Raw genomic sequence first — 14,565 nt, forward strand, 5'->3', positions numbered from 1 at the left:
GAAATGCCGATTGTAAAAACACTGCACTGGACCGATGAAGCGGCTTGCCAAGCCTTTGCGCAAGCCTTGGTGCAGCGCCCCCATTGGGGCGAGGCCTTGGTGTGTTTGCACGGCGAGTTGGGTGCGGGCAAAACCACCTTGGTGCGGTTTTTATTGCAAGCCATGGGCGTCACCGGGCGCATCAAAAGCCCCACGTATGCGGTGGTGGAACCCTATGAGCTTTCCATGGCCAAGGGTGTGCAAGCCATTTTGCATTTCGATTTCTACCGCTTCTCGGACCCGCGTGAATGGGAAGACGCAGGCTTCAGAGACATTTTTGCGAGCCCGGGTTTGAAGCTGTGTGAATGGCCCGAAAAGGCCAGCGCCTTTTTGCCCACACCCGATATGGACATCTTCATCGATGTGGTGAATGAGCATGAACGCGATGTGCGTTTGCAAGCCCACACGGCCTTGGGCGAAGGCTTGCTGGCATGAAGACTGCACTCAACAGACGCGACTTGCTCAAGGCCAGCAGCCTGGTGTTGTTGCTGGGTCAAGCCGAGTTGGCACGAGGCGCCAGCATCTTGGCGGTGCGTGTTTGGCCCGCCGCCGACTACACGCGGGTGACCATCGAATCCGACACCGCCTTGCGCACCCAACAAACCTTTGTCGAGCAACCACCCCGTTTGGCGGTGGACATTGAAGGCATTGAATTGAACGCGGCGCTGCGCGAGTTGGTGGGTAAGGTGCGCAGTGACGACCCCTACATCGTCGGGGTGCGCGTGGGCCAGTTTAATGCCACCACGGTGCGCTTGGTGCTCGATCTGCGCCAAGCGGTCAAACCGCAAGTGTTCAATTTGGCCCCGGTGCTCAGCGGTCAATCGCAGTTTCAACACCGCTTGGTCTTGGACTTGTACCCAGTGGCGCAAATCGATCCCTTGGAAGCCTTGATTGCCGAGCATGTGCAAAGCGACAAGAAAAGCAAAGATGCGTTGGAAGAGTTGATTGCCCGTCAGCAACAAAAAACCACCACGCCCGCAAGTACCGCTGCCACGCCTTCACCCCCACCGGCTGGAATCACAGCCCCTTCAAGCGCTCCACCCACCGACCCGGTGTTGGCCACTGCGCCTGCCACCACATCCAGCAGCAAGCCCATCACGCCATTGGTCAAACCAAGCACGCCCGAGCCCAACTATGACCGCTTTGTGGTGGTCGCCCTTGATCCAGGCCATGGCGGTGAAGACCCCGGTGCCATTGGCCCCAAAGGTACGAAAGAAAAAGACGTGGTGTTGCAAATGGCGCACCGTTTGAAAGAGCGGATCAACAACACGGTTTTGAAAACCAAGAACGGCCAGTTGCCGTTGCGGGCTTTCCTCACCCGGGATGCCGATTTCTTTTTGCCGCTGCATGTGCGGGTGCAAAAAGCGCAAAAAGTCAAAGCCGATTTGTTCATCAGCTTGCATGCGGATGCGTTTTTCACGCCGCAAGCCCGGGGTGCCAGCGTGTTTGCACTGAGTCAAGGCGCGGCTTCGAGTGCCGCCGCCCGTTGGATGGCCAACAAAGAAAACGGCGCAGATGCGATTGGCGGCTTGAACCTCAAAGTGCAAGACAAAACCGTGCAACGCGCTTTGTTGGACATGAGCACCACCGCCCAAATCAACGACAGCATGAAACTGGGCAACGAGATGCTGGGTCAAATTCGGCGCATCGGCAAATTGCACAAGCCACAGGTGGAGCAAGCGGGGTTTGCAGTCTTGAAAGCCCCAGACATTCCCAGTCTGTTGGTAGAAACCGCCTTCATCAGCAACCCGGAAGAAGAAGCGCTGCTGATCAGCGAGGCTTATCAAATCAAGCTGACCGAGGCCTTGATGCGCGGCATTGAAAATTATTTCTTGCGCAACCCGCCCTTGGCACGCAACCGATCAACCTGATGTTTTGGCTCGCCAAATGCCCAATAAAGCGATCAGGCCAGGCACCAAGATCAAGGCCCAAATGACCTTCTCAAAATTGGCCTGAACCCATTCGTTGTTGCCGAACCAGTAACCAGCCATGCCAATGCCCACCACCCACAGCACCGCGCCCACCACGTTGTAAACGCTGAAGCGACGACGGTCCATGTGGCTGACACCCGCCACAAAGGGCGCGAAGGTGCGCACAAAGGGCATGAAGCGGGCGATGATGATGGTGATGCCGCCATAGCGCTCGTAAAAGGCATGGGATCGGTCGTAGGCGTCGCGGTTGAACCAACGCGAATGACTTTGCAACAAGCGTGTCCCAAAGTGGCGACCAATCAGGTAGTTGCATTGGTCGCCCAAGATCGCGGCAATCAACATCAAGGTCAACACCAAGGGCAGGTTCAAAAAACCCGCACCGGCCATCGCGCCCACCACAAACAGCAGCGAGTCGCCTGGCAAAAATGGCATGAAGACCACCCCAGTTTCGACAAAAATGATGAGGAACAAAAGAACATAGATCCAAACGCCATAAGCTTGTACAAAGGCTTCAAGGTAGCGGTCAATGTTGAGAATGAAATCAATGAGGAATGCAACGGTGTCCATGGCTGCATTATCAACGACCCCTATGACAGCAACGGCTCTTGTGCTGCGGGCACTCCCCTAGAATGACACGCGTGAATCTCTCTCCCTTGGCACGACGCCCCATCCGTGAACTCCCCGACGAACTGATCAGCCAAATCGCTGCTGGCGAAGTGGTTGAACGCCCCGCATCGGTGGTGCGCGAACTGGTGGACAACGCCTTGGACGCAGGCGCCACCCAAGTGGTGGTGCGTTTGCAAGAAGGCGGTGTGCGGCTCATCAGCGTGGAAGACGATGGCGCGGGTTTGGAAGCCGCCGACATGCCCCTCGCGCTGCGACGCCACGCCACCAGCAAGATCAGCAACCTGCACGACCTTGAATCGGTGGCCACCATGGGCTTTCGTGGTGAGGCCTTGGCCGCCATTGCCGCTGTGTCTGAACTCAGCATGTTGTCGCGCACCGCGCAACAAGACCACGCCATGCAACTCGATGCCCGCAGTGGCGAGTTGCGCCCCGTGGCGCGGACGGTGGGCACCACGGTGGAAGTCAAAGAACTGTTTTTCAGCACACCAGCGCGGCGCAAATTTTTGAAGTCCACCGCCACCGAGTTGGCGCATTGCCTGGAGTCTTTGCGGCGTCATGCACTCGCCCGTCCCGATGTGGGCTTTGCCTTGTGGCATGACGGCAAGCTCAGCGCCCAGTGGCGTGCCCACAGCCATGCCGAAGGTTTGAACCTGCGCTTGGCCGATGTGTTGGGCGAAGACTTTGTGCAAACCTCGATCGCCATCGACCACCAGCACGGCGGTGTGCGTGTCGTGGGTCGCGCGGGTTTACCGGATGCAGCGCGGGCGCGGGCTGATCATCAATTTGCCTATGTGAATGGCCGCTATGTGCGCGACCGGGTTGTCAGCCACGCGGCCCGCAGTGCTTATGAAGATGTGTTGCACGGTCAACGCCAACCGGTGTATGCCCTGTACATCAGCATGGACCCGACCCGTGTGGATGTGAACGTGCATCCCACCAAAATCGAACTGCGTTTTCGCGACAGCCGCGAAGTGCACCAAGCCGTGCAACACGCGTTGTCGCAAGCTTTGTCGGTGTCTCGCGCAGGCCTGAGCCATGCGGCAACCAACCCCAGCCCTTTTCAAGAGCGCCAACAAGCCATTGCATCCTTGCAATCATTTGGGCAGGCTTCAGCGTTTCAAACTGGCTTGCCTTGGAGCGGCGCAGGTCATGTGGTGAATGATTTGAGCGCACTTTGGCCTTCCAGCAAACCAACGCCAAGCCAAGATGCTGCATCCACCCAGAACACCGAAGCACAACCCCTGCCTGCTGGCGAATGGCCTTTGGGCAAGGCCTTGGCGCAGTTGCAAGGCGTTTACATCTTGGCTGAAAACAAGCAGGGCTTGGTGGTGGTGGACATGCATGCTGCGCACGAACGCATCGTCTATGAACGCCTGAAAACACAACTCACGCAACACAACTTGCAAAGCCAAGCGCTGTTGATTCCCGCGTCTTTTGCCGCCACGCCCGAAGAGATGGCCACAGCTGAAAGCCATGCAAACGTGCTGTCCGAGTTGGGCTTGGAGTTGGCCGCCTTGTCGGCGCAGTCTTTGGTGGTGCGGCGCGTACCCGCCTCGTTGGCGCAAGGCGACGCGGTGGCTTTGACCCGCAGCGTCTTGGCCGAGTTGGCGCAGCACGAAGCGCACACCGTGTTGCAACGCGCACGGGACGATGTGCTGGCCGCGATGGCTTGTCATGGCGCGGTGCGGGCCAACCGTCAACTCAGCTTGGAAGAGATGAACGCCTTGCTGCGACAAATGGAAGTCACCGAGCGTGCCGACCAATGCAATCACGGTCGCCCCACCTGGCGACAACTGGGTATGCGCGATTTAGACAGCTTGTTTTTGCGGGGCCGTTGATGCAAGCTGGCTTGTTGATTTTGTTGCTGTCCTTGTCCATTGGCTTGCAACCCGTGTCCACCGATTTGTACCTGCCCGCCCTGCCCGGCTTGGCACTGGATTTGAACGCCAGTGTGGGCATGGTGCAGTTCACGCTCAGTGGTTTGTTGCTGGCCTTTGGCATTTCGCAATTGCTGTGGGGGCCGTTTTCTGACAAGGTGGGGCGGCGTCCCATCATGTTGTTTGGTTTGGGTTTGTACCTGGTGGCCGCCATCGGTTGCGTGCTCAGCAGCTCGATTGGCGTGCTGATTTTTTGGCGGGTGTTGCAAGGCATTGGCATGGGCGCGGTCATCACCAGTGCTCGGGCTGTGGTGCGTGATTTGTACCAGCCGCTGGAAGGCGCTCGCGTCATGTCGAAAACCATGACGGGCTTGGGTGTGTTGGCCTGCACCAGCCCACCCTTGGGTGGTTTCTTGAGCCAACACTGGGGCTGGCAAGTGGCCTTGATGTCGGTGGCCCTGTATGGCGCGGTCACGCTGTGCATGGTGGCTTGGTTTTTCCAAGAAAGCATTGAAACCCGCAATCCGCAAGCCCTGCATCTGCCCACCATGGTGAAGATTTGGTGGCAGGTGTTGCAACACCCCACCTTCCGCGCGTTTGCCTTGTTGTCGTTGGCGGCTTATGGCGCATTGTTCACCTACTTGGCCACGTCGTCCTTTGTGTTCATCGAGGTGCTGCACCTGAGCGGCTTGCAACTGGGTTGGATTTTGTCGTCCATGTCTTTGGTTTACATCGCTGGCACGCTGGTGTGCCGTTACCTGCTGCGCCACGTGGGCATGCGCCACACCATCGCTTTGGCCGGCGCCTCCAGCGCCTTGAGCGGCCTGAGTTTGTGCGTCTTGGTTTACAACGACTGGGCCAGCGCCACCGGCTTGGTGTTGGCCATGTACCCGATGATCTTGGCGCACGGCATCCACCAGCCGATTGGTCAAAGCGGTGCGGTGGGGCCGTTTCCCTTGTCGGCCGGTGCGGCCTCGGCCTTGAATGGTTTTTTGATGATGTTGGCCGCGTTCATCACCAGCGGTTGGCTCAGCCACAGCATCGACGGCACGCTGTTTCCTTTGGCGCACGGCGTGGCGTTTTGGGCTGCCATTCTGGCGCTGACCGCTTGGACTTTGGTGCAATGGCATGGCGAACCCCGCACCTCCGATTGACTTGAACCCCGTGTGGCAAGGGCTGGCCATCGCTGGCCCGACCGCCAGCGGCAAAACCGCGTTGGCCCTCTCCTTGGCGCAACGCTTCGCGGTGGAAATCATCAGCGTCGATTCCGCGCTGGTTTACAAAGGCATGGACATTGGCACGGCCAAACCCAGCGCTGCTGAATTGGCGCAGGTGCCGCACCATTTGATCGACATCCGCGAGCCCGCTGACAGCTACAGCGCCGCCGAATTTGCGCGGGACGCCACCCGCCTGATGGGCGAGATTCGCGCACGCGGCAAGCTGCCTTTGTTGGTTGGCGGCACCATGCTGTATTTCAAAGCGCTGATGGACGGCTTGGACGATTTGCCGCTGGCCCAACCAGAAGTGCGTGCTGAGATCGAAGCGCAAGCCGCGCAACACGGCTGGCCCGCGCTGCATGCCGAGTTGGCGACAGTCGATCCGGTCACGGCCAATCGTTTGCCGCCCAACGATGCGCAACGCATTTCACGCGCTTTGGAAGTGTGGCGCGTCAGCGGTCAAGCCCTGTCCTCGTTTTTTGGCGCCAGCAAAGTGGCAGGCCCAAGCATCGCCATGCTGTCCTTGGAACCCACCGACCGCAAGTGGTTGCACGAGCGCATCGCCCTGCGGTTTGACCAGATGCTGCAAGCCGGTTTGGTGGCCGAGGTGCAGGCGCTGCGACAGCGCCCCGGGCTGCACCCCAACCTGCCGTCGATGCGCTGTGTCGGTTATCGGCAGACCTGGGAGGCGTTGGATGAAGCGCAAGGGCTGAATGACAAAGCCATCACGCAATTGCGCGAGAAAGGCGTGGCCGCCAGCCGCCAACTCGCCAAGCGCCAGCTCACTTGGCTGCGCAGCATGCCGGAGAGGCACGTCATCGCCTGCGAACAAGATGATGTGCTGGCCGCCGCGTTGGACATCATCCGGCAACTGCGGGGCTGAGTGGTGGAACTTTTGACCGTCCACCGCCAATCGTGAACATGGACGTGCTCTACAACGACCATGACCTGCTGGTGGTGAACAAGCCCAGCGGCCTGCTGAGCGTGCCCGGCAAAGGGCCGGACAAACAAGACTGCCTGTGGACGCGTTTGCAGGCCCAACACCCCGGCGTTTTGGTGGTGCACCGTCTCGACCAAGCCACCTCGGGGTTGATGGTGTTCGCCCTGAACCCGGCCACCCAACGCGCCCTCAGCATGGCGTTCGAGGTGCGGCAGGTGGACAAGCAGTACCTCGCTTGGGTGGAAGGCGTGTTGCCGGTGTCTGGCGACTGGCAAACCATTGATTTGCCGATTTTGTTGGATTGGCCAAATCGACCGGTGCACATCATTGATGCCAGCGGCAAGCCCAGTGTCACGCGGTGGCGCTGTGTGCAGCAGCACGCCACCCTGCCCGGCTCCTTGCTGGAACTGCAGCCGCAGACTGGCCGCACGCACCAACTGCGGGTTCACCTGAAGGCGATCGGCCACCCCATTTGGGGCGATGCCCTGTATGCGCCGCCCGAGGTGCTGGCCCGTGCACCGCGTTTGCTGCTGCACGCCCAAAGTTTGGCTTTGCAGCACCCGTTGACCCACCAGGCCCTGCGTTGGACTTGTGCCCCGGATTGGTAATTGGGGTCAGATTCCAATTATTGGAATCTGACCCCAATGTGCCAGGGCCAAAACACATCCACTATGATGCCCGCACCACGAGCCAACCCGAGTTCAACATGACCGACGCCACCACCTTGGACCTGCAACCCACCCTCACCTGGTCGGACGACCTGGTGTTGAACATGGACAAAATGGACCAAACCCACCGCGAGTTTGTCGACATGCTGGCCGCCACTGAAACCGCCCCTGATGACAAGCTGATCGACAGCTTCATTGCTCTGATCGCCCACACCGAAGAACACTTCAGCGGCGAAAACCAGTGGATGGAAGACGTGGACTTTGGCCCCGGTGGCTGCCATGCTGACGAACACGAGATGATCTTGAAGGTGATGCGCGAAGCCCTGCGCCGTGGCCAGGTGGACGGCAATTTGCCATTGGTACGCCAACTCACCGGTGAAATTGGCGTCTGGTTTGACGGCCACGCCAAGAGCATGGACGCGGTGCTGGCCATGTACTTGAAAGAAGTGCAGTACGACCCGATCACCCGCATCGTGCACAAGCCCCAAGAGCGACCCGAGGGTGCCGCGCCACCCGAATGCGGCGTGCCGTTGGACGAAACCCAGGCTTCCTAAGCCGCCCGCCTCAAACCCTGCTGCGCGGTCATCTCGAACGCCTGCGCCAGCAGCTCAAACGAGCGCAATTGCACCGCCGGGTCGTGGGTCCAGGTGCACACCACCAATTCCTCCGGCGACAAACTGGTGGCCAGCGCCTGCAGCTTGGCACGTGCCTGCGCGGGCGTGCCGATCAGCGCCTGCTCGCGCATGTCGTCCATCTCGTGCAACTGCGCCGCACTCAAACCCAGCACCGCCTCCTCAGGCGACAGCAAGGGACCGGCCAAGCCCTTGTTGCGGTCCATGCGCCAGCGGGCCCGGGTTTGGAACTGCCGCGCGGCCTCGGCTTCGCTGTCGCACACCAGGGCGGACACGCAAATCGTGGCCTGCGGTTGGCTTAAATAGGGGCTGGGCCGAAACTGGCTGCGGTACATGTCCAGCGCTTGTTCCACGCCCACACCATCGCTGAAAAAATAAGCAAAGGCATAAGGCAAACCGAGGTGCGCGGCCAATTGCGCACCGTAATTTGAACTCCCCAAAATCCACAAACTCGGCGCGGTGCGGCCCATCGGGTAAGCCCACACGCCCTGCCCGGGGTGGCCGCTGGGCATGGTCTGGCCAGTCACCCAGGCCTGCAGTTCCATCACTTGTTGCGGGAACCGCTCTGCGGCGTGGCGATCGGGGTTCAAAAGTTGCGAGGTGCGGCCATCGCTGCCGGGCGCACGGCCCAAACCAAGGTCGATGCGCCCCGGTGCCAAGGCGTCCAGCACCCGAAATTGCTCGGCCACTTTCAGCGCCGAATAGTGCGGCAGCATGACGCCCGCACTGCCCAATCGAATCCGCTGGGTGCGAGCCGCGATGGCTGCCAACAAGACCTCGGGCGCGGTGCCAGCGATGCTGGCCAAGCTGTGGTGCTCGCTCACCCAAAAACGCTCGTAGCCCCAGTCTTCGCAGCGTTGCGCCAGCGTCAGCGTGTTGCGAATGGATTCATCTTGCGGGCGTCCTTTGGACACCACGGACTGGTCGAGTACCGAGAGTTTGAGCATGCAACCATCATAGGCGTTCACACTTGGAAAGCCAGCTTGGGCCTCGCTGACTTTTCATACAAGGACCGGCATGGTGCGCACTGGCCAAACAACCGCCATGAAAAAAGCCGCTGGGGGCAGCGGCTTGTGTAGACCCAAACCTGAGCTTCTTCAAGCCGGGTCGGGGGTGGGCACCACGGGTCGGCGTTTGGGGCCCAAGCGGATGGTCAACATGGCTTGGAAATAGCCGCGCAACCATCCCATGTCCACCGGTTTGCGCAGCACATGCGTGCCTTCGGGCAAGTCACCGAGCTCGGCGATTTCTTCGGCGTTCAAACCGGTGATGACGATGACCGCCACTTGCGCGAACTGCGGGTGGCCATGCAATTGGCGCAGCATCTCAACGCCGTCGATGCCGGGCATGTGCAAGTCGGCCACCAAGACCTGCGGCTTGAGCGCTGGCAAATCGAGCAAGGCTTCAATGGCCGAGGCTGAAATCGTGGCGTCGATGGGCAGGTCCCACTGGTCGAAATGGGCGCGGTACATGGCGCGGGTGGCGGGATCGTCCTCGACCACCAAGACCCGCAGGTACTTGCCGTCTGGCACACCCGCGGTGGGGGCCAAGGCGGCGCGGTTTTGGTAGTTGTAAATGGATTGGATGGAAATGCGGCGGTGGCCGCCCTGGGTTTTCCAGGCTTGCAGCTCGTTTTTTTCGACCAAGGTTTGGACGGAACCCACCGACAGGTTGAGCAATTTGGCGGCGTAACTGGTGCCGCAGTATTCGTCGTTGGAATCCGGGGTGGCTTTGTGGCTCATGGGTTTCTCCGTGGCAAGTGCGCCTACAAATGAATCAAAACTAACTAAAGTTTATGGCACATTCAAGCAATTCGAGCTGAATTGCACCCCAATTTAGTGATTTTTTGGGATTAAATGATTCATATTGTATAAATAAACAACACTGGCAACGGAGAAAATCAATACCTGAGCGTTACTTCAAGGCTTTGAAACGCACCCGCTTGGGCTTGGCACCCTCTTCGCCCAAACGCTTCTTCTTGTCGGCTTCGTACTCTTGGTAGTTGCCGTTGTAGAAAACCCACTGGCTGTCGCCCTCGGCGGCCAAGATGTGCGTGGCGATGCGGTCCAGGAACCAGCGGTCATGGCTGATGACCATCACCGAGCCCGCAAACTCCAGCAAAGCGTCTTCCAAGGCCCGCAAGGTTTCCACGTCCAAATCGTTCGAGGGTTCGTCAAGGAGCAACACGTTGCCGCCTTCGATGAGGGTTTTGGCCAGGTGCAAACGGCCGCGTTCACCACCGGAGAGCGTGCCGACTTTTTTCTGCTGGTCGCCGCCGTTGAAGTTGAAGCGGCCACAGTAGGCGCGGCTGGGCATTTGAAACTTGCCCACGGTGAGGATGTCCAAGCCGCCCGACACGTCTTCCCAAACGGTTTTTTCGTTCGCCAAATCGTCGCGGTTTTGATCGACAAAGGCCATCTTCACGGTTTGGCCAATCTTCACTTCGCCACTGTCGGGTTTTTCTTTGCCCGCAATGAGTTTGAACAGCGTGGACTTGCCCGCGCCGTTGGGGCCGATGATGCCGACGATGGCACCCGCTGGCACTTGGAAGCTCAGGTTGTCAATGAGGACGCGGTCGCCAAAAGATTTGCTGACGCCTTTGAACTCGAACACCTCGTTGCCCAAACGCTCGGCCACGGGGATGAAAATTTCTTGCGTCTCGTTGCGCTTTTGGTATTCGTAATCGGACAGCTCTTCAAAGCGGGCCAAACGCGCCTTGCTTTTCGCTTGACGGCCTTTGGGGTTTTGACGCGCCCACTCCAGCTCTTTCTTCATGGCCTTGCTGCGGGCATCTTCGGTGCGCTGTTCTTGCTCGAGGCGGGCTTCTTTTTGCTCCAGCCAAGAGGAGTAATTGCCTTTGTACGGAATGCCGTGGCCACGGTCGAGTTCCAAAATCCATTCGGCGGCGTTGTCCAGGAAGTAGCGGTCGTGGGTGATGGCCACCACGGTGCCGGAGAAGCGGGACAAAAATTGCTCGAGCCAATCGACCGATTCGGCGTCCAAGTGGTTGGTCGGTTCATCGAGCAACAACATATCGGGGCGCGACAACAACAAACGGCACAAGGCCACGCGGCGTTTTTCACCACCGGAGAGCTTGCCAATGACGGCGTCCCAAGGCGGCAAGCGCAGCGCGTCAGCCGCGATTTCAAGTTGGTGCTCGGAGGCGTCACCGGCGGTGGCGATGATGGCCTCAAGCTTGGCTTGCTCGGCGGCCAGTGCGTCAAAGTCGGCGTCTTCTTCGGCGTAAGCGGCATACACCTCTTCCAAACGGGTTTGCGCGGCCTTCACCTCGCCCATGCCGTTTTCCACCGACTGACGCACGGTTTCATTCGGGTCGAGGTGCGGCTCTTGCGGCAAATACCCGATCTTCAAACCGGCCATGGGGATCGCTTCGCCTTCGATTTCCTTGTCGATGCCCGCCATGATTTTCAGCAGCGTGGACTTGCCCGAACCGTTGGTGCCCAGCACGCCGATCTTGGCACCGGGAAAAAAGCTGAGGGAAATGTCTTTCAGGATTTGGCGTTTGGGCGGCACGATTTTGCCGACCCGGTTCATGGAGAAAACGTATTGGGACATGGAGTGACTCTCTGGACGTGCGCCACACAGCGTGGCGGGGGTAACAACTGATTATCTCTGCTTCATCAAGCGCTATTTGCGAATAGCGAATAAGGCGTTGCTCAAAAAATCTTCTAAGGACCACATGGGGCAACCGGTGGCACGTTCGAACTCGACGGCGATGGCCAACAAATCTTGGTCGCCAGACACCAAGGCCTCCGCTTGTCCGGCTGCTGCCAATTGCATGAAGGGCTGGTCTTGCGGATCACGGCATGCAGGAACCGGCGGCGGCGGGTGCGGTATGCGCACAATCTCGGCACAGGGCAGGTAGTCGGCCAGCAACTCGACTTGCTCACTTTGAGTCAAGCCAAACTTGGGATAGGCCAAAACCCTCAGCAGTTCGTTCACCGTTTCTGTGCTGGCCAAAGGGACCAAGTCACGGTGCTGCCAAGCCTGTCGCACTCGTCCTGCCGATCGACCGCGAAACACCAGCGCCGACAGCACCACATTGGTGTCGAGCACCACGCGCAAGGCTCCACTCATGTTTTGCCAGAAGGCCTTGTGGAGCTGCGGCTCCAGGCGACAGCAGCAGCGACATCTGCTTCTGTGATGTCCAAGGCTTCGAGTTTGGCCCGCACTGCGTCGCCACGCTGAATCCGCACGGGGGTGAGGATGAGTTGGCCGCCCCGCGCTTCGACATCAAAGTAGTCGGTCGCTCCCACGGCTTGAACAAGGCTTTTGGGCAAGGTGAGTTGGTTTTTGGAGGTGATTTTGGCGAGCATGGCTGATTTCAAGGGATCAAGGATTCCTTACTTTACGCCAGATCTTTCAAAAAATCCAACTGTTTTTTCGAACCAGCACCCACCCCATGGTTTGATCTTGAATCACCCTTTAAAAAAGGGAAACGCAAGCCGCTCAAGGCTTGGGCTTAAACCATGCGAGAATGCGTCCAGTTGTTGCCACCAGTTGCCACAACATCAGCGCTTCTGCTGGGGCCGGATTCAAACAAGCTGTTTGTCCATTACCTGCCCACCTGTGTTTCCTCGGTCTTTCACTGGCTGCCCCTTTTTGGGCAGAACGGGCCGAACACCAAGCGTCGCTCAAAAGCACGCTCCACTATGAACTTTGACGAACTGAACTTGGCTCCGGCCATCTTGAAAGCTGTGCGCGAGCAAGGCTACGAAACCCCCACCCCCATTCAACAGCAAGCCATTCCAGCTGTCTTAGCGGGCCACGATTTGCTGGCAGGCGCACAAACCGGCACCGGCAAAACCGCCGCCTTCACCCTGCCCATGCTGCACAAACTCACGATGAGCCGCAGTGCCACCAACCGCTTTGGCGTGTTTGGCATCCGCGCCTTGGTGCTCACGCCCACACGCGAATTGGCCGCCCAAGTGGAAGAGTCGGTGCGCCACTACGGCAAATACCTGCAACTCCAATCCGCTGTCATCTTTGGCGGCGTTGGCATGAACCCGCAAATCAGCCAGCTGAAAAAAGGCGTGGACATCTTGGTGGCCACACCCGGGCGCTTGCTCGACTTGCAACAACAAGGCTTTCTCGATTTGTCCACCGTGCAAATGCTGGTGCTAGACGAAGCCGACCGCATGCTCGACATGGGCTTCATCCATGACGTGAAAAAAGTACTGGCCTTGGTGCCCAAAGAAAAGCAAAGCCTGCTGTTCTCGGCCACCTTCAGCAGCGAGATCCGCGAGCTGGCTGCACAGTTGCTGCACAGCCCGCAAAGCATCCAGGTGACGCCCGAAAACACCACGGTGCAACTCATCAAACAGGTGGTTCACCCGGTCGGTCGCCAGCAAAAGAAAGCGCTGTTGGCGCACATCATCGAAACCAAACAATGGAGCCAGGTGCTGGTGTTTTGCCGCACCAAATTTGGCGCCAACCATGTGGCCGATTTCTTGAACAAACAAGGCATCACCGCCATGGCGCTGCACGGCAACAAAAGCCAAACCGCCCGCACCCAGGCGCTCTCCGGCTTCAAGACCGGCGACATCCGCGTCTTGGTGGCCACAGACATTGCCGCGCGTGGCATCGACATTGACGAATTGCCGCACGTGGTGAACTACGAAATCCCCAACATCAGCGAAGACTATGTGCACCGCATTGGCCGCACTGGCCGCGCCGGTGCCAGCGGCGAAGCGATCAGCTTGGTGTCTTTGGACGAGGAAGGCTTCATGCAAGAAATTGAGAAATTCACCAGACAAAGCATTGAAGTTGAAAAAGTCGAGGGCTTTGGCCCCGGGCCCGACGAACGCGCCGAGCCCATCGCCATGGGCCGTCAAACCCTGTGGGGTGGCTTGGGCAAGCCGCCCAGCCGCGACGTGATGGCCGCGGCGGCCCGTGCCGCTCGCCAAGACATGATGGAACGCATTCGCGAGAAAAAACCCGCTGGCGGCCAAGGCGGTGGACGCGGCGATGGCGCCCGTGCACCTGCGGGCCCCCGGGCTGAACCGCGTGGCGACCGCCCGCCTCGTGCGGCCCACCCCGGTGGTGGCGGTCAAGGTTTCAACGGCGGCGGCGCAGGCCGCAACCAACCGCGCCGTGATCGGCCCGAGCGCGGTCCGCGCCCGGCGGCAGCCCAAGGCATGCCGCATGACCATGACGCGCAACCGCCTAAGCATTTTGAAGATGATTTCCAGCCCCGCGCCAACGCGCATTTGGGCACCCAAAGCGGCGTCAACGCCTTTGGCCACAAGTCGGGCGGCGGCGCAGGCCGGCAGCCTGATCCGACCATGACCTCGGTGGACCTGCTCAGCCGCGGCAACCGTGGCGGCGGTGGCGGCAACCGCCGTGGCGGCGGTGGCGGCGGTGGTGGCAAACCAGGCGGTTTTGGCGGCAAGCCCGGCGGCTTTGGCGGCGGCGGTGGCCGTCGTGGGGGCGGCGGCGGAGGCGGTTTTTCCCGCTGAGTTTTTGCCCCTGTTTTAGACCCCCCGTCATACTGGACGGGGCTTTACGCCGTTTTTATGATACATAGAAACGGCGTTTTGCTGAAATCTTGTATCACGTTTTAAAGACTAATTGGGGTCAGATTCCAATTATTTTGGCTTGGGCTAATTGGGGT

14 protein-coding genes are annotated in these 14,565 nt (G+C 59.4%); 8 read left to right on the top strand and 6 right to left on the bottom strand.

Features of this window, described 5'->3' with window-relative positions:
• The first annotated feature begins 3 nt into the window (after positions 1-3).
• On the top strand, positions 4-474 hold the full coding sequence (tsaE, locus tag AC8GFP_RS10885; protein ID WP_506613085.1) for a tRNA (adenosine(37)-N6)-threonylcarbamoyltransferase complex ATPase subunit type 1 TsaE: 471 nt from the start codon (positions 4-6) through the stop codon (positions 472-474).
• Entirely contained in the window at positions 471-1,910 is a 1,440-nt protein-coding gene (locus AC8GFP_RS10890; protein WP_506613087.1) for an N-acetylmuramoyl-L-alanine amidase, read from the top strand. Before tsaE ends, AC8GFP_RS10890 begins: the two co-directional genes overlap by 4 nt.
• Here AC8GFP_RS10890 and AC8GFP_RS10895 read toward each other — a convergent pair.
• Positions 1,902-2,537, bottom strand: a complete 636-nt coding sequence (locus AC8GFP_RS10895; protein WP_506613088.1) for a DedA family protein — start codon at positions 2,535-2,537, stop codon at positions 1,902-1,904. The genes AC8GFP_RS10890 and AC8GFP_RS10895 overlap by 9 nt on opposite strands.
• Positions 2,538-2,599: 62 nt before the next feature.
• Here AC8GFP_RS10895 and mutL point away from each other — a divergent pair, with 62 nt between their 5' ends.
• The 5 genes from mutL (at position 2,600) to AC8GFP_RS10920 (ending at position 7,853) form a co-directional block, all read left to right on the top strand.
• On the top strand, positions 2,600-4,435 hold the full coding sequence (gene mutL / locus AC8GFP_RS10900; protein ID WP_506613090.1) for a DNA mismatch repair endonuclease MutL: 1,836 nt from the start codon (positions 2,600-2,602) through the stop codon (positions 4,433-4,435).
• On the top strand, positions 4,435-5,628 hold the full coding sequence (locus AC8GFP_RS10905; protein ID WP_506613092.1) for a multidrug effflux MFS transporter: 1,194 nt from the start codon (positions 4,435-4,437) through the stop codon (positions 5,626-5,628). The genes mutL and AC8GFP_RS10905 overlap by 1 nt, the downstream gene beginning before the upstream one ends.
• Entirely contained in the window at positions 5,603-6,574 is a 972-nt protein-coding gene (gene miaA / locus AC8GFP_RS10910; RefSeq protein WP_506613094.1) for a tRNA (adenosine(37)-N6)-dimethylallyltransferase MiaA, read from the top strand. Before AC8GFP_RS10905 ends, miaA begins: the two co-directional genes overlap by 26 nt.
• A 38-nt stretch (positions 6,575-6,612) precedes the next feature.
• Positions 6,613-7,239 carry an RluA family pseudouridine synthase gene (locus AC8GFP_RS10915; protein WP_506613096.1) on the top strand — a complete coding sequence of 209 codons (627 nt, stop codon included), beginning with the start codon at positions 6,613-6,615 and terminating at the stop codon, positions 7,237-7,239.
• A 98-nt stretch (positions 7,240-7,337) separates the two neighbouring features.
• Complete coding sequence (locus tag AC8GFP_RS10920; protein WP_506613098.1) at positions 7,338-7,853, top strand: hemerythrin domain-containing protein; 516 nt, start codon at positions 7,338-7,340, stop codon at positions 7,851-7,853.
• Here AC8GFP_RS10920 and AC8GFP_RS10925 read toward each other — a convergent pair.
• The 5 genes from AC8GFP_RS10925 to AC8GFP_RS10945 form a co-directional block, all read right to left on the bottom strand.
• Positions 7,850-8,878, bottom strand: a complete 1,029-nt coding sequence (locus AC8GFP_RS10925; protein ID WP_506613471.1) for an LLM class flavin-dependent oxidoreductase — start codon at positions 8,876-8,878, stop codon at positions 7,850-7,852. The two genes, AC8GFP_RS10920 and AC8GFP_RS10925, sit on opposite strands and share 4 nt — an antisense overlap.
• A 150-nt stretch (positions 8,879-9,028) precedes the next feature.
• A complete protein-coding gene (locus AC8GFP_RS10930; RefSeq protein WP_506613100.1) occupies positions 9,029-9,673 on the bottom strand; it encodes a response regulator in 645 nt (214 codons plus the stop codon).
• 172 nt (positions 9,674-9,845) lie between these two features.
• Entirely contained in the window at positions 9,846-11,507 is a 1,662-nt protein-coding gene (ettA, locus tag AC8GFP_RS10935) for an energy-dependent translational throttle protein EttA (RefSeq protein WP_506613102.1), read from the bottom strand.
• Positions 11,508-11,579: 72 nt separating this feature from the next.
• The gene (locus AC8GFP_RS10940; RefSeq protein WP_506613104.1) at positions 11,580-12,029 is read right to left on the bottom strand and encodes a putative toxin-antitoxin system toxin component, PIN family; all 450 of its coding nucleotides are present in this window, start codon (positions 12,027-12,029) and stop codon (positions 11,580-11,582) included.
• Positions 12,026-12,268 (bottom strand): AbrB/MazE/SpoVT family DNA-binding domain-containing protein, encoded by a 243-nt coding sequence (locus AC8GFP_RS10945; RefSeq protein WP_506613106.1) that lies wholly within the window; start codon positions 12,266-12,268, stop codon positions 12,026-12,028. The genes AC8GFP_RS10940 and AC8GFP_RS10945 overlap by 4 nt, the downstream gene beginning before the upstream one ends.
• Positions 12,269-12,604: 336 nt before the next feature.
• On the opposite strand from AC8GFP_RS10945, the gene AC8GFP_RS10950 reads away from it, so the two are divergent.
• Entirely contained in the window at positions 12,605-14,410 is a 1,806-nt protein-coding gene (locus AC8GFP_RS10950) for a DEAD/DEAH box helicase (protein ID WP_506613108.1), read from the top strand.
• The last annotated feature ends 155 nt before the right edge of the window (positions 14,411-14,565 follow it).

The organism is Limnohabitans simekii (SeqCode), assembly GCF_965234735.1.
GTDB lineage: Bacteria > Pseudomonadota > Gammaproteobacteria > Burkholderiales > Burkholderiaceae_C > Limnohabitans > Limnohabitans simekii.

Excerpts from the sequence above, each read along its gene's own strand:
- ettA (WP_506613102.1), bottom strand. The coding sequence starts at position 11,507 with ATGTCCCAATACGTTTTCTCCATGAACCGGGTCGGCAAAATCGTGCCG.
- AC8GFP_RS10950 (WP_506613108.1), top strand. The coding sequence starts at position 12,605 with ATGAACTTTGACGAACTGAACTTGGCTCCGGCCATCTTGAAAGCTGTG.
- AC8GFP_RS10925 (WP_506613471.1), bottom strand. The coding sequence starts at position 8,878 with ATGCTCAAACTCTCGGTACTCGACCAGTCCGTGGTGTCCAAAGGACGC.
- AC8GFP_RS10890 (WP_506613087.1), top strand. The coding sequence starts at position 471 with ATGAAGACTGCACTCAACAGACGCGACTTGCTCAAGGCCAGCAGCCTG.
- AC8GFP_RS10945 (WP_506613106.1), bottom strand. The coding sequence starts at position 12,268 with ATGCTCGCCAAAATCACCTCCAAAAACCAACTCACCTTGCCCAAAAGC.
- AC8GFP_RS10915 (WP_506613096.1), top strand. The coding sequence starts at position 6,613 with ATGGACGTGCTCTACAACGACCATGACCTGCTGGTGGTGAACAAGCCC.
- AC8GFP_RS10895 (WP_506613088.1), bottom strand. The coding sequence starts at position 2,537 with ATGGACACCGTTGCATTCCTCATTGATTTCATTCTCAACATTGACCGC.
- tsaE (WP_506613085.1), top strand. The coding sequence starts at position 4 with ATGCCGATTGTAAAAACACTGCACTGGACCGATGAAGCGGCTTGCCAA.
- miaA (WP_506613094.1), top strand. The coding sequence starts at position 5,603 with ATGGCGAACCCCGCACCTCCGATTGACTTGAACCCCGTGTGGCAAGGG.
- AC8GFP_RS10940 (WP_506613104.1), bottom strand. The coding sequence starts at position 12,029 with ATGAGTGGAGCCTTGCGCGTGGTGCTCGACACCAATGTGGTGCTGTCG.
- AC8GFP_RS10905 (WP_506613092.1), top strand. The coding sequence starts at position 4,435 with ATGCAAGCTGGCTTGTTGATTTTGTTGCTGTCCTTGTCCATTGGCTTG.
- mutL (WP_506613090.1), top strand. The coding sequence starts at position 2,600 with ATGACACGCGTGAATCTCTCTCCCTTGGCACGACGCCCCATCCGTGAA.
- AC8GFP_RS10920 (WP_506613098.1), top strand. The coding sequence starts at position 7,338 with ATGACCGACGCCACCACCTTGGACCTGCAACCCACCCTCACCTGGTCG.
- AC8GFP_RS10930 (WP_506613100.1), bottom strand. The coding sequence starts at position 9,673 with ATGAGCCACAAAGCCACCCCGGATTCCAACGACGAATACTGCGGCACC.